15 protein-coding genes are annotated in these 14,061 nt (G+C 65.9%); 4 read left to right on the top strand and 11 right to left on the bottom strand.

Going from position 1 to position 14,061, the window contains the following annotated elements:
- Positions 1 to 149 precede the first annotated feature (149 nt).
- A complete protein-coding gene (gene yedA, locus AR540_RS05895; protein ID WP_059226899.1) occupies positions 150 to 1,058 on the bottom strand; it encodes a drug/metabolite exporter YedA in 909 nt (302 codons plus the stop codon).
- 151 nt (positions 1,059 to 1,209) lie between these two features.
- Between yedA and AR540_RS05890 the strand changes: the two genes are divergently transcribed.
- The gene (locus AR540_RS05890; protein ID WP_059226897.1) at positions 1,210 to 1,647 is read left to right on the top strand and encodes an Lrp/AsnC family transcriptional regulator; all 438 of its coding nucleotides are present in this window, start codon (positions 1,210 to 1,212) and stop codon (positions 1,645 to 1,647) included.
- Positions 1,648 to 1,705: 58 nt separating this feature from the next.
- Here the strand turns inward: AR540_RS05890 and AR540_RS05885 are convergent, their stop codons facing one another.
- Positions 1,706 to 2,497: a DUF2076 domain-containing protein gene (locus tag AR540_RS05885; RefSeq protein ID WP_059226895.1), complete on the bottom strand. Its 792-nt coding sequence runs from the start codon at positions 2,495 to 2,497 to the stop codon at positions 1,706 to 1,708.
- A 278-nt stretch (positions 2,498 to 2,775) separates the two neighbouring features.
- On the opposite strand from AR540_RS05885, the gene AR540_RS05880 reads away from it, so the two are divergent.
- On the top strand, positions 2,776 to 3,342 hold the full coding sequence (locus AR540_RS05880) for a cysteine hydrolase family protein (protein ID WP_059226892.1): 567 nt from the start codon (positions 2,776 to 2,778) through the stop codon (positions 3,340 to 3,342).
- Between the two features lie 30 nt (positions 3,343 to 3,372).
- A complete protein-coding gene (locus AR540_RS05875) occupies positions 3,373 to 4,017 on the top strand; it encodes a YciC family protein (RefSeq protein ID WP_059226890.1) in 645 nt (214 codons plus the stop codon).
- Positions 4,018 to 4,197: 180 nt separating this feature from the next.
- Here AR540_RS05875 and AR540_RS05870 read toward each other — a convergent pair whose 3' ends face one another.
- Entirely contained in the window at positions 4,198 to 4,737 is a 540-nt protein-coding gene (locus tag AR540_RS05870; RefSeq protein ID WP_059226888.1) for a DUF2058 domain-containing protein, read from the bottom strand.
- A gap of 171 nt (positions 4,738 to 4,908) precedes the next feature.
- Here AR540_RS05870 and AR540_RS05865 point away from each other — a divergent pair, with 171 nt between their 5' ends.
- Positions 4,909 to 5,832: an aspartyl/asparaginyl beta-hydroxylase domain-containing protein gene (locus AR540_RS05865; protein WP_059226886.1), complete on the top strand. Its 924-nt coding sequence runs from the start codon at positions 4,909 to 4,911 to the stop codon at positions 5,830 to 5,832.
- Between the two features lie 164 nt (positions 5,833 to 5,996).
- Here the strand turns inward: AR540_RS05865 and AR540_RS05860 are convergent, their stop codons facing one another.
- The 8 genes from AR540_RS05860 to AR540_RS05825 all read right to left on the bottom strand — a co-directional run bounded on the left by AR540_RS05860 (position 5,997) and on the right by AR540_RS05825 (position 14,047).
- Positions 5,997 to 6,413 (bottom strand): DUF2802 domain-containing protein, encoded by a 417-nt coding sequence (locus AR540_RS05860; RefSeq protein WP_059226883.1) that lies wholly within the window; start codon positions 6,411 to 6,413, stop codon positions 5,997 to 5,999.
- Complete coding sequence (locus tag AR540_RS05855; protein ID WP_058761264.1) at positions 6,413 to 6,892, bottom strand: chemotaxis protein CheW; 480 nt, start codon at positions 6,890 to 6,892, stop codon at positions 6,413 to 6,415. The genes AR540_RS05860 and AR540_RS05855 overlap by 1 nt, the downstream gene beginning before the upstream one ends.
- A 76-nt stretch (positions 6,893 to 6,968) precedes the next feature.
- Entirely contained in the window at positions 6,969 to 7,880 is a 912-nt protein-coding gene (locus AR540_RS05850; RefSeq protein ID WP_059226882.1) for a chemotaxis protein CheW, read from the bottom strand.
- A gap of 57 nt (positions 7,881 to 7,937) precedes the next feature.
- Complete coding sequence (locus AR540_RS05845; RefSeq protein WP_059226879.1) at positions 7,938 to 8,726, bottom strand: ParA family protein; 789 nt, start codon at positions 8,724 to 8,726, stop codon at positions 7,938 to 7,940.
- 35 nt (positions 8,727 to 8,761) lie between these two features.
- Positions 8,762 to 9,628, bottom strand: coding sequence for a flagellar motor protein MotD (motD, locus tag AR540_RS05840; RefSeq protein ID WP_059226878.1), 867 nt, complete (start codon positions 9,626 to 9,628; stop codon positions 8,762 to 8,764).
- Between the two features lie 188 nt (positions 9,629 to 9,816).
- Positions 9,817 to 10,557, bottom strand: a complete 741-nt coding sequence (locus AR540_RS05835; RefSeq protein WP_059226877.1) for a flagellar motor protein — start codon at positions 10,555 to 10,557, stop codon at positions 9,817 to 9,819.
- A 34-nt stretch (positions 10,558 to 10,591) separates the two neighbouring features.
- A complete protein-coding gene (locus AR540_RS05830) occupies positions 10,592 to 11,704 on the bottom strand; it encodes a protein-glutamate methylesterase/protein-glutamine glutaminase (protein ID WP_059226874.1) in 1,113 nt (370 codons plus the stop codon).
- 84 nt (positions 11,705 to 11,788) lie between these two features.
- A complete protein-coding gene (locus AR540_RS05825) occupies positions 11,789 to 14,047 on the bottom strand; it encodes a chemotaxis protein CheA (protein ID WP_059226873.1) in 2,259 nt (752 codons plus the stop codon).
- Positions 14,048 to 14,061: the final 14 nt, after the last annotated feature.

Raw genomic sequence — 14,061 nt, 5'->3', positions numbered from 1 at the left:
CACGAAAATGGCTGAGGAAGCGAATCGGACCCGCGCTCGGGTTTACGCGTGGTAAATGAGCATGGCGACGGGGCCGCCCAGGCCGGGCCGGCGACCCAGGGCATTTTCAACGTAGTTCGACCGACGCACAGCGGCCTTTGAACAGGCTCTCAGTGGCGTCGCCACTGCGGCACAGCGATCAGCACCACGGCGCCGACGATGACCAGCATCGCCAGCAGCTCCGCCAGGCCGATCCGCTCGCCGGCGAACAGCGTCCCCAGCAGCACCGCCACCACCGGATTGACATAGGCGTAACTGGTAGCCGCCGCCGGCCGCACCCGACCCAGCAGATAGAGATAGGCGCTGAAGGCGATCAGCGAGCCGAACACCACCAGGTAGCCCAGTGCCAGCCACCCCCCCAGCGCCGGCCAGTGCTGCAGGCGCTCGCCACTGAACCAGCTGACCAACAGCAGTCCGGCGCCCGCCACCAGCATCTCCACGGCACTGGCCATGGCGCCCTTGGGCAACGGCAGGTAGCGGCTCCAGATCGAACCGAAGGCCCAGGCCGCTGCCGCGAGCAGGATCACCGCCGCGCCCAGGGGCGTCGCGCTCATGGTCTCGCCCAGGTTCAGCAAGGCGATACCGAGCAGGCCGAGGGCGATGCCGGCCCATTCCAGCCCGGTGTTGCGCTGGCCCCAGCACAGGCCGAACAACAGGGTGAACAGGGGCACCGTGGCGATGGACAGGGCCGCGACTCCCGAGGTCACGCCCCAGTGCTCGGCCAGGGTCACGCCGCCGTTGCCGAAGCCGAGCAGGAGGATACCGATCACTCCGGCGGCGACGGTCTCCCGCAACGTCGGCCAGGGCGCGCCGCGCCAACGGAGCCAGCCCAGCATGAGCAGGCCAGCCACCAGGAATCTCAGACCCGCCATCAGCAACGGCGGCCAGTGCACCACCCCGAGGCGGATCACCAGGTAGGTGGAGCCCCAGATCACATAGAGCGCGAAGAACGCCGCGAGCAAGGGCAGCCAGGTGGGCAGGCGGGGCGAGGCGGTCGAGGGTAAAGCGGAGGTATCCATGCGCGAGAAGGTCCCGGGGTATCAGGTTGACATTGTAGGAGCGCGCCTCGAGACGACTAAGATAGAGTCACCGGAGAAAGGGCCCGGGTCGGCTTGGGTTCTGTGGCATTTTAGGGAAAAGCCCTTCGATTCGAAGGCCAAGGAGCAGAGAGTGGACCACATCGATCGACGCCTCATCGACCTGCTGCTGGTCGATGGCCGCGCCAGCTACGCCGAGCTGGGCCGGCGCCTGGGGCTCTCCGCCCCGGCCATCGCCGAACGGGTCGCCAAGCTGGAGGACGCCGGCATCATCACCGGCTACGGGGCGCGCATCGACCGCCGCGCCCTGGGCTACGGTACCGAGTGTCTGATCTCGCTGCGACTGCACAGCACCAGCCATGGCCAGGTATTCAAGAAGCTGGAGGCCATTCCGCAACTGATCGCCTGCCACCGGGTCACTGGCGAAGACTGCGCCATGCTGCGTGCGGCGGTACGCGACATGGTCGAGCTGGAGGTGCTGCTCGACCAACTGATGAGCTTCGGCATGAGTCATACCGTGGTGGTGCTGTCGACGCCCTTCGAACGCCCGCTACCGCCCGCGCCCAGCTGACCGCGCCGATGCAAAAGCCCTGGACCTCGCGGCGCCAGGGCTGGTCGGACAGGACGCCTCAGATGAAGGAGTCGTCGTCGCCGCTGTCGTCGAAGAAGCCACCGCCGCCAGTGTCGCCATAGTCGGCGGTATCCTGGAAGCCACCGTTGTCCGGGAAGTTACCGGCGTCCTGGAAACCACCGCCATTGTCATAGCTGGCGTTGTCGGCCCAGGCATCCTGAGCACCGCCGCCAGCGAGACCAGGATCGGTGGCTGGTGTCTCGTTGATGACGTTGACGATCTCCTCGGGCTGCGAATGATGGAACAGCCCCGAAATGGCTTGGGCAGCCAGTACGCCGCCCGCCACGCCAGCGGCGGTCTGCAGCGCTCCCCCCATGAACCCACCCATGCGCGACGGCGCGGCCTGGGGTGCGGCATAACCCGGTGCCGGCTGGCCATAGCCGGGTGCCGGCTGGGCATACCCGGGGTTGGGCTGGCCGTAGCCGGGACGAGGCGCTGCCGGACCAGGGTCGTTCCAGCCACGCGACGGCGCAGCATTGTTCGCCGGCACCTGGGCGCTGGACGACTGGCCACCGCCGAACAGGCTGGAAAGAAAGCCACCGCTGCTGGGTCGATTCTGCTGGACCTGGGCCATCTGGCTCTCCAATTCCTTGACGCGCTGGTCCAGCCGCTTGATGGCGGCCTCCTGGATCAGCATCGCCTGGGCCATGTAGTAGGGCGCGGACGGCTGCTCGCGCAGGCGCTGCTGGATCAGTGCCTCGGCTTCCCGGTCACGGGGTGCGGTCTGGGCTTCCGTGGTCTTGAGACGGTCGAACAGACCCTCGATCAGCTGGCTTTCTTCGCGTTGCATGGTGACCCTCCCGCAGACGGTCTACTGGATGGCGTTCCTCTCGCGGAACGGCCTGGATGTCGAAAGGCGCAAACACCGGCGCCACCGTTCCAGATAATGGCGGACCAGAGCCTTTTCAAGGCCGACCGCCGGTGCGTTCAGCGCGGATTCAGCCTGGCCCGGGTCGGTGTCCACTTCGCATCTGAAATGAGCCCACACCCTGGAGTTCCTGAGCACCGTCGCGCCTGGACAATCGGCCGGTGCTGAGGGACGCTGGCGGCTTTGCGCGAGGCCTGACCATGCCCCCGCTGCTCCTCCTGATCGACCAGCAACAGGGCATCCGCTCGCCGCACCTGGGACCGCGCAACCACCCCGACGCCGAACGGCGCATGGCCGAGCTGTTGGCAGCCTGGCGCCTGGCGCGTGCGCCGCGGATTCACGTCCGCCATCTGTCGCGCAATCCGCACTCGGTGTTCTGGCCCGGTCAGCCCGGCATCGAATTCCAGCCGGAGTTGGCGCCCCGGCCCGGAGAGACGGTGTTCGACAAGCAGGTGCCCGGTGCCTTCACCCACAGCGGCCTGGAGCGCTGGCTGCTGCAACGCGGCATCGAGGAACTGGTCATCTGCGGCGTAGCCAGCGAGAACTCGGTGGAAGCCACGGCGCGCAGCGCCGGCAACCTGGGCTTTCGCACCTGGGTCGCGGAAGACGCCTGCTACACCTTCGCCAAGGTCGACTTCGCCGGACGCGCTCGCAGCGCCGAGGAGGTCCACGCGATGGCCATGGCCAACCTGCACGGCGAATACGCCACCGTCACCACCGCCACCGCGCTGCTCGAACGCCTGCGGGCAGAGGGGTCCGCCTGCTAGACTGCCGCCCTGCCCGTCTGGAATAGCTGCATGAACCCCGTCGATATCCTGCGCGACTCGCTGGTCTTCTTCGCTCGCAACCTGCGTCCCCTGGCTGTCCTCACCCTGCCCTGGCTGCTGCTCGAATCCCTGTTGCGCTACCAGGTGCTGGAGCGTTTCGGCGTCAGCAACGGCCTCTGGGACATGCTGGTCAGCCTGCTGTGCTATCCGCTGTACACCGCGTCGCTGCTGATCTTTCTGGAGGCGCGTACCCAGGGCAACACACCGCGCCTGAGTGGCGTCTGGGGGGCGGCCCTGCTGCTCTGGCCACGCTTCGCCATCCTCGCGGCCCTGACCTCGGGGCTGGTGATGCTGGGCTTTTCGCTGCTGATCGTCCCCGGCTTCCTGATCATGACCGTGCTGGCCTTCGCCGAGAACCTGCTGGTGCTGAAAGGACGCGCACCACTGGACGCCTTGCGCGGCAGCCTGCGCATGACCCGCGGTCATTTCTTCACACTGCTGGCCTGTATCCTGGTCACGGTATTGCCGGCCTGGCTGATAGACGCCTGGATCGCCCAGCACTTCGCCAAGGCAGCGCTCCCGGAGATCATCCTGCAGACCCTCTCGGGCCTGCTGCAGCTGATCCCCAGCATCGCCGTCTATCGTGTGTACATGCTGGTCAGGCCCAAGGCCTGAGCGCTAGTTGAAAGTCTGCTGCGCGGCGGCCAAACGGCGTTGAACAGACCTTCGGAATGCTCATTTACACTCGTAAACTCGCACGCGGGCCCGGTCGAGCGCGACGCCGATCCGCTTCCTCAGGTCTGTTCGCCTTGTTTCGCCCTGGCTCGCGAGACGTTGCACAGGCTCTGCCCCCCATCACCACATGAGGTCGTCAGGGACCTGGTAGGCGGCGTAGGGATCGTCCGGGTCCGGCTCGCCGCTCTGCACGTTGAGCAGCACCACCCGCTTGGGATCGCGCTCCTGGATGCGCTCGGCAGTGGCGCGCGGCACCACCTCGTAGCGCCCTTCGTAGCGCACGATGGCCAAGCTGCCCTTGCTGAGCTTGTCTCTCATCATGACGTTGACCGACAGGCGCTTGACCTTCTTGTCGTCGACGAAGTTGTAGTAATCCTCGGTGGTCAGCTTGGGTAGCCGGCTCGTCTCGATCAACTGCTTGATCTGCGCCTGCTCGGCCTTGCGCTTCTTCTTGTCTTCCTGGGCGCGATTGAGCTCCTGGTCCCTGGCCAGTTTTTCCGCCTGGGCCTGCTGGACGGCCAACTCCTGAGAGCGATCCTTTTCCGCCTGCCCGCGATGCTCCATGCGGTTCTGCTTCTGCTTCTGCTTGACGGCCTGCTTGGCCTGCTTTTCATTGACCAACCCGGCTTTCAGCAGCTGGTCGCGTAGGGACATGCTCATCGATACGACTCGTCTAGATCATCCAAGAGGGCGCAGCCTCGGAGTGGCCGCGCGCCAGGGTGTCCATCCTGCGCAGCCGACGAACCGAGTGCAAGCCTTTCACGGGGGTGAAATAATGTTCCTATTACCTATCCGCCCCTGGTTCGGGCGCTGCCGATCAGAATTCTGCCCATGATTACTCTCGCGATCGTCCTGCTCTTCGTCGCCAGCGTGCTCTTCGTCCACCTTCGCGGACGCGCACGGCTGCCCTTCCTGCGCCAGTTGGTCAACCACTCGGCGGTCTTCGCCCCCTACAACGCGCTGATGTACCTGTTCTCCGGCGTGCCCTCCAAGCCCTACCTGGATCGCAGCCGCTTTCCGGAGCTGGACGTGCTCAAGGACAATTGGCAGGAGATTCGCGTCGAGGCGCTGCGCCTGTTCGACGAGGGCTACATCCGCGCGGCGGAAAAGGACAATGACGCCGGCTTCGGCTCCTTCTTCAAGAAGGGCTGGAAGCGCTTCTATCTGACTTGGTACGGCGAGCCCCTGCCCTCCGCCCAGACCCTCTGCCCCCGCACCGTGGAACTGGTCCGCCAGATACCCAACGTCAAGGGTGCCATGTTCGCCCTGCTGCCGGGTGGTAGCCATCTGAATCCGCACCGCGACCCCTTCGGCGGTTCGCTGCGCTATCACCTGGGCCTGGCCACCCCCAACTCGGACGCCTGCCGCATCTATGTCGACGGCCAGCCCTACGCCTGGCGTGACGGCGAAGACGTGATGTTCGACGAGACCTATGTGCACTGGGTGAAGAACGAGACCGACCAGACCCGCGTCATCCTCTTCTGCGACGTCGAGCGGCCGCTGCGCAATCGCTTCCTGACCCGCGTCAACCAGGCGGTCAGCCGCTTCCTCGGCAGCGCCACGGCGCCGCAGAACGTCGAGGGCGAGCGCGTCGGCGGCATCAACCAGGCCTATGCCTTCAGCAAGAGATTCGGCGATCGCATCGGCGGTGGCGTGAAGAAGTTCAAGCGTCGCCACCCCAAGGCCTACCGCATCGCCAAGCCGATACTCGCGGTGCTGGTGGTGATCGCGCTGTATCACTGGATCGTCAGTTGAGGCTGATGGTCCTGCGCAAGAGAGGTCGAGAGGCTGACTGAGCGTAGCGAGGGGTTGTCCGGCGGGTGCGCACGACGCGCCGGATGGTCACCCGGCTCGCAGCGGGGGGGGTAGTGGCGGCCGAGCAATGCAGCGCGCCTAGCGGGTAGCGCCGCTGGTCGCTCTCAGCCGGAACGCTGCTGACGCTGCTTGTGCAGTCGCGTCACCAGCTCGGCCTCGGCCTGGGACAGTCCGCAGGCCTGGGTGAGATCGTCGGCGCTGGCGCCGAGCCCCACCAGACGGGCGGCCTGGGAGAACGACAGGCTGGTGGGATCGCTTTGCTCGATCTGGGTCAGGCGATCGGGCAAGGGCGCCACCATCTGCGCCAGGCCCTGGACCTGCTCGCCCATCCGTACCTGCCCCGCCTGGTAGGTTTCCAGGCGCTTGAGCAGGATCTGCATACGCTTGTCGACCAGGACATCCCGCTCCGCCTGTTTCGCCAGTTGCTGGCGCTGGCGTTGCCAGAGCAGCCAGCAACAGCCGCCGAGACCGGCACAGGCCAGTCCCAGCGCGACGCTGAGCAGGATGAGCCCGACGAGCATCAGATGCTTTCCAGCTCCGACCACTCTTCTTCGGTCATCAGCTTGTCCAGCTCGACCAGGATGAGCAGCTCGCCATTCTTGTTGCACACACCCTGGATGAACTTGGCGGACTCGTCGTTACCCACGCTCGGCGCGGTTTCGATCTCGGATTGCCGCAGGTAGACCACCTCGGCCACGCTGTCCACCAGGATGCCGACGACCTGTTTGTCGGCTTCGATGATGACGATGCGAGTGTTGTCGGTGACCTCGGTGGGCAGCAGGCCGAAGCGCTGGCGGGTGTCGATCACCGTCACCACGTTACCGCGCAGGTTGATGATGCCCAGCACGTAGCTAGGAGCACCCGGGACCGGGGCGATCTCGGTGTAGCGCAGGACTTCCTGGACCTGCATCACGTTGATGCCGTAGGTCTCGTTGTCCAGGCGGAAGGTGACCCATTGCAGGACCGGATCTTCGGAACCCTGTGCGGACGTTTTTTTCATGTTCCCTAGCCTCGTCAATTACCGCACGTGCGGCGAAGCGGGCGAACCCGCTGGTTAGTTGCGGCTGGCAGGCGCCTTACCGACGGCTGCCAACCACCTGTTCCGCGAGCGCCGCCACATCCAGCAGCGCGCACATCTGATCGATCACCGTACCCGCCAGCCAGGGGCGGTTGGCTCGGTGATTCCGCCATTTGACCTCGGCGGGGTCCAGGCGTATCGAATGGCTGACCCCGTGCACCGCCAGTCCCCAGTCCAGGCCTTGCAGCGATATCACGAATTTCAAGCCTTCGCGATAGTCGTCGCGATAGCGCTCGGGCATCACCCAGCGCGCCGTGTCGAGCACGCGCAGGTTACCGGCCTGGCAGGGCAGCAGTCCCAGGAACCAGTCTGGCTGACCGAACAGCGGCGTCAACTCTTCGTCGGTAAGCGGATAGATGGAGCCCAGGCAGACCAGGGGCGCAGCCAGGGTCAGACCGGCCACGTCGAACAGCAGGCATTCGAAGGGCTCCTCGCCCCACTCGGGACGCTCGTCCAGGCGCACCGCACTGGGCGGCAGGCCCTCTGCCAGAGCGGGCTGAACCGGCGCGTCGACACCCAGGGCGATGCCTTCCACCACCGGACGGGCCGGTTCGACGGCTGGTGCCAGCTCGGGCACGCGCCAGTCCAGCTCGATGTCGGTCTCTGGCGCAGCGGTGGGCAGGACCGGAGGCAGCACCACGTCCGGCAGGCTCCGCTCGGCCAGGGCGACGGCGGGACGGCGGGGAGCCAGCGGCACGACCCGGGGCTGCCGCGCGGCATCGCGCTCGAGCTCCTCGCGCACCGCTGCGGCGAATTCGTCTTCGCTGACGCTGGCGGCCGGCTCGGCGGGCGCCGCGACCGGCACGCTCTCGGCGGTCGGCAGCTCCAGGAACGCGTCCAGCAGCAGGGCATCGAGATAGCCCTGGAGGACACGCTGAGGACGGTTGTCGAGGGACGTCGGTTGGCTCATGGCGATCTACGTGGGTTGATTGTCCAGCCTATCGGCCGGCACGAGGGAAAACTTGAATCAGGCGACCTGGGTACTGGGCGCTCCATCGAGCAGATGCCGCAGCAGCGCTCGATAGGCGATCACGCCCCGGCTGTTGGCCTCGTAACGCGACGGCACCTGTCCGGACCGACTGGCATCGCGCAGGCGGGTATCGATGGGAATGAATGCCTGCCATAGCTGCTGCGGATAGGTATTGCGCAGCACCTTTAGGGTTCCGATGGACGCCTGGGTGCGCCGGTCGAACAGGGTCGGGACGATGGTGTACGGCAGCGCCTGCTTACGCGAGCGGTTGATCATGGTCAGGGTATTGACCATGCGCTCCAGGCCCTTGAGCGCGAGGAACTCGGTCTGGGTCGGGATCACCAGGTGCTGACTCGCCGCGAGGGCGTTGACCATCAACACACCGAGCAGCGGCGGGCTGTCGATCAGTACATGATCGAAGTCGTTCCACAGCTGCGCCAGGCTCTTGGAGATCACCAGGCCCAGGCCGCTCTGGCCGGGCGATTGACGCTCCAGGGTCGCCAGGGCGGTGCTGGACGGCAGCAGCGACAGCTGCGGATGGCTGGTGGGCAGCAGCAGCCGCTTCGGCAGTCCCTCGGGCACCTGGCCACCGTGCAGGAACAGATCGAAGACGCTGTGCTCGAGGCTATCCGGATCCTGGCCGAAATAACTGGTCAGCGAGCCGTGGGGATCGAGGTCCACCAGCAAGACGCGCTTGCCTTCATCGCCGAGCAGCCCGGCGAGGGCAACGGTGGTGGTGGTCTTGCCCACCCCACCCTTCTGATTGGCGACAGCCCAGACTCTCATGTGCAGACTTCCTCCCGACGACACGACCAGCCGGGTCAAGGTACCGGCTTAGCGGCCGGCGACGAAGATTTGACGGGCGCCGCCACAGGCGCCGACTCTCCAGGGGATGCTGCAGATTGTGTGCCAGTCGACGAATTTTGCAAGGTGCTCTGCGGGCGGAACAGGTTGAGATTGCGCGAAATTAGCAGGACCACCCGTCGATTGCGCGCCCGGCTGGCTTCGCTGTCGTTGGCGACCACCGGCTGGTAGGCGCCGTAGCCCACCACGGCCAGCCGCTGCGGGGCGATGCCGTTGCCGATCAGCAGCCGTACGATGCTGGCCGCCCGGGCCGCGGAAAGCTCCCAGTTGGTGGGATAGAGCGCCGTGCTGATGGGCCGGTCGTCGGTATAGCCCTGCACCTGGATTGGATTGCTGAAGGGCGCCAGGATCTTGGCCACCTTCTCCAGCAGGCCGAAGGCCGGATTGCTCGGCAGGGCATCGCCACTGGCGAAGAGCAGGTTGGAGCTGAGTTCGATCTCCAGCCACATCTCGCTGGCCTTGATGTTCAACTGATCCCCGGCGATGAGATCGCCGAAGGTGGCACGCACGCTGTCGGCGATCTGCTGCAAGGGGTCGCTCGGCGGTTTGATGCTGTTGTGCTCGGGCGTGGCAGTGGCCTCCATGACGGCGGGCGACAGTCCGGCTGGGCGCTGCTCGCCGATGGGAATGGGTTTGAGCGAGCGCTCCGGCTGGCTGAAGATGCCCGACAGGCTGTCCGAGAGCACCTTGTACTTGCTCTCGTTCAGCGAGGAGATGGAATACATCACCACGAAGAAGGCGAACAACAGGGTGATGAAGTCCGCATAGGAAACCAGCCAGCGTTCGTGGTTCTCGTGCTCTTCATGACGACGGCGGCGAGGCATGCGACGTCCTCTAGTGTGGTGTATCAGAAGTTCGCACAAGAATTGGCGAGTGATTTTTTGGCGGTTCGGCGTTCCGACTGGGCCAGGCGCCGCGACGTGTCATAGCAGGGCTATGGCGAGGAGTGGCAACGCCGCCCAGGCTAAAAAAGCGCCGCCAAAATTGTGTAGATAACTTCTGATACACCACACTAGTCCAGGAAACCTTGCAGCTTCATTTCGATGGAACGGGGATTCTCGCCTTCGCCGATGGACATCAGTCCCTCCAGCAACATCTCCCGATAGCGCGACTGTTGCAGCGTCAGCGCCTTGAGCTTGTTGCCGATGGGGAGCAGCAACAGGTTGGCGAAGCCGACGCCGTAGATGGTGGCGACGAAGGCCACGGCGATGCCACTGCCCAGCTGGGAGGGATCGGCCAGGTTCTGCATGACGTGGATCAAGCCCATGACCGCACCGATGATGCCGACGGTAGGCGAATAGCCGCCCATCGCTTCGAACACCTTGGCGGCCGCGAGGTCGCGATCCTCCTGGCCGTAGAGATCCACCTCCAGGATGCTGCGCAGGGCTTCCGGCTCGGTGCCGTCCACCAGCAATTGCAGGCCCTTGGCGGCGTAGGGATCGCCTTCCCGAGCAACCAGCGGCTCCAGCCCCAACAGGCCTTCCTTACGCGCCACGGTACTCCAGTTGACCACCTTGCGGATACCGCCGGTCATGTCCAGGGGCGGCGGCGTGAAGACCCATACCAGCATGGTCAGGGCGCGGCGCAGTACCGGTAGACGGGTCTGCAGCAGGACCGCCCCCAGGGTGCCACCCACCACGATCAGCGCCGCCGGGGCATTGGCCAGGGCACCGAAGGACCCGCCCTCGAGCAGGTTGCCACCCATGATGGCGGTGAAGGCCAGCAGGATGCCGATCAGACTCAAGACGTCCACGCTCAATCGCCTTCTCGCGAGCGCAGGCCTGCCTTCACGAACAGGCCTCGCTCAGGTACTTGCCGATGTCATCCAGGCCATAGATGGCGTCGGCCAGGTTGGCCTTGGCGATGGCCATGGGCATGCCGTAGATGACGCAACTGGCTTCGTCCTGGGCCCAGACCTGGCTGCCGGCCTGCTTGAGCATCCGCGCACCTTCGCGGCCATCGGCGCCCATGCCGGTCAGCACTACGGCCAGCACCTTGTCGGCGTAGGCCTTGGCCGCGGAACCGAAGGTCACGTCGACGCAGGGTTTGTAGTTCAGGCGTTCGTCGCCGGGCAGGATCTTCACCACACCCCGACCGTCCACCATCATCTGCTTGCCACCGGGTGCCAGGAGCGCCAGGCCCGGGCGCAGCTGGTCGCCGTCCTCGGCTTCCTTGACGCTGATGCGACAGAGCTTGTCCAGGCGTTCGGCGAAGGCCTTGGTGAAGGCGGCCGGCATGTGCTGGATAAGCACCAGGGGCGCCGGGAAATTGGCTGGCAGTTGCGTGAGCACCCGTTGCAGCGCCACCGGGCCACCGGTGGAGGTGCCGATGGCCACCAGCCGATAGTGCTTGCGCTTGGGCGGGGGCGACGCAGGACTGGCCGCCTGGGCGGCACCCGTGGGAGCCGGTGCCGGACGCGCGGCCGGACGCGTGCTGGCCGGCGCGTTCGCCGCCGGAGTCGGCGTGACGGGCGCGACACTGGGCGCTACGGCGAAGCGCCGATTGGAGCGAGCGATATGGTGGATCTTCTCGCACAGCAGCTTCTGCACGCTGGCCGGATTGCGCGAGATGTCCTCGAAGTTCTTCGGCAGGTAGTCCACCGCACCGGCATCCAGGGCATCCAGGGTGACCCGGGCGCCTTCATGGGTAAGCGAGGAGAACATCAGGACCGGCGTCGGACACTTCTGCATGATGTGGCGGACGGCGGTGATGCCATCCATCATCGGCATCTCGTAGTCCATGGTGATGACATCGGGGCGCAGCGCCAGGGCCTGGTCGACCCCTTCACGTCCGTTGCTGGCCGTGCCCACCACCGAGATGTTGGGATCGGCCGCCAGGATTTCCTTGAGCCGACGCCGGAAGAAGCCGGAATCGTCCACCACCAGTACTTTTACCGGCATACGTTGAAACTCCTAACCTGGGGCGGCGCAGGCCACCCGGAGGCATCGGCCCTCAGGGACCGGCGCCGCTCGTGCCGTGTCGGCTCAAAGCCCGCGACGGGCGTAACGCTTGAGCATGCTGGGCACATCGAGGATGAGCGCGATGCGGCCATCGCCGGTGATGGTGGCGCCGGACATGCCGGGCGTGCCTTGCAGCATCTTGCCCAGCGGCTTGATGACGACCTCTTCCTGGCCCACCAGTTGATCGACCACGAAGCCGATCCGCTGAGTACCGACCGAGAGGATCACCACGTGCCCCTCGCCCTGCTCGACATGGTCCGCATCGGGCACCAGCCAGCGCTTGAGGTAGAACAGCGGCAGCGCCTTGTCGCGCACCACCACCACTTCCTGACCGTCCACCACGTTGGTGCGGGACAGGTCGAGATGGAAGATCTCGTTGACGTTGACCAGCGGGAAGGCGAAGGCCTGGTTGCCCAGCATCACCATCAGCGTCGGCATGATCGCCAGGGTCAGAGGCACCTTGATGACGATCTTGGAGCCCTGGCCCTTGGTGGAGTAGACGTTGAGGGTGCCGTTGAGCTGGCTGATCTTGGTCTTGACCACGTCCATGCCCACACCGCGCCCGGAGATGTCGGAAATCTCGGCCTTGGTGGAGAAGCCCGGGGCGAAGATCAGGTTGAAGCACTCCGTCTCGGTCAGGCGATCGGCCGCGTCGCGATCGAGCAGGCCCTTTTCCACCGCCTTGTTGCGCAGCAGGTCCGCGTCCATGCCCTTGCCGTCGTCGGAGATCGACAGGAGGATGTGATCGCCTTCCTGCTCGGCGGAGAGCACCACGCGACCGGCGCGGGACTTGCCATTCTCTTCACGCTCGGCTGGACCTTCGATGCCATGGTCGACGGCGTTGCGCACCAAGTGGACCAGCGGATCGGCCAAGGCCTCGACCAGGTTCTTGTCCAGGTCGGTCTCTTCCCCGACCAGTTCCAGGTTGATCTCTTTCTTCAGGCTGCGTGCCAGGTCGCGGACCAGGCGCGGGAAGCGGCCGAACACCTTCTTGATCGGCTGCATCCGGGTCTTCATGACCGAGGTCTGCAAATCGGCGGTGACCACGTCGAGGTTGGACACGGCCTTGGCCATGGCCTCGTCGCCACTGTTCAGGCCCAGGCGCACCAGGCGGTTACGCACCAGCACCAGCTCGCCGACCATGTTCATGATCTCGTCCAGCCGTGCGGTATCGACCCGGACGGTGGTTTCCGCCTCGCTGGTGGGGCGCTCCCCGGCCGCCGCGGCAGGCGCCGGTGCGGCAGGCTTGGGCGGCTCGGCGCGGATAGGGGCGGCTTCGGCCGCGACCGGTGCCGGTTTCGCCACGGGGGCGGGAGCCGGCGTCGGCTTGGGCGCGGCAGCGGCCACGGGTGGCGCTACCGGCTCTGCGGCCACGGCGGGGCCACTGAACTTGCCCTTGCCGTGCAATTCGTCGAGCAAAGATTCGAATTCGTCATCGGTGATCTCGTCACCGGAAGCCGCGGCTGGCGTGGCCGTCGCCGCTGGCGCAGGCGCCTCGGCAGTAGCGAACTTGCCCTTGCCATGCAATTCGTCGAGCAGGGCTTCGAATTCATCGTCGGAGATGTCGTCGCCAGCGGCGGCAGCGGGTGCTGGCGCAGCCGCGGTCGCGGCAGGCGCAGGAGCCGGCGCTTCGCTGAACTTGCCCTTGCCGTGCAGCTGATCGAGGAGGGCTTCGAATTCGTCGTCGGTGATGTCTTCACCACCGGCGGCGCTGGGCGCTGCCACGTCGGGCGCACGCTCGGCGCTCGGCTCGTCGCCCAGGGCGTCGAGCAGATTCTGGAAGTCGGCGTCGCTCAGTTCCGGCTCGGCAGCCTCGGCTGCCACGGGCGGAGGTGCCGGCGCCACGACGGGAGCGGCGGCCACCGGCTCAGGCGCGGCAGCGGGCGCACTGCCCGCTGGCTCGGCCAGACGAGCCAGGGCAGCGAGCAACTCGGGCGAAGCCGGCTGGGGCTCCTCCCGCTCACGCACTCGACTGAACATTTCGTTGACGGAATCCAGGGCTTGCAGCACCACGTCCATCAGCTCGGCATCCACGCGGCGTTCGCCCTTGCGCAGGATGTCGAATACGTTTTCCGCGATATGGCAGCACTCGACCAGCGTATGGAGCTGCAGGAATCCGGCACCGCCTTTGACGGTATGGAAGCCACGGAAGATGGCGTTCAGCAAATCCATGTCGTCCGGGCGGCTTTCCAGCTCGACCAATTGTTCAGACAACTGTTCGAGAATCTCGCCGGCCTCAACCAGGAAATCCTGGAGGATTTCTTCATCGGCGTCGAAGCTCATTCCTGCACTCCCCA

This window comes from Pseudomonas sp. EpS/L25 (assembly GCF_001512295.1).
Classification (GTDB): domain Bacteria; phylum Pseudomonadota; class Gammaproteobacteria; order Pseudomonadales; family Pseudomonadaceae; genus Chryseomonas.
Note: the sequence above shows the minus strand (reverse complement) of the source record. Positions and strands in the feature narration are given on the sequence as shown.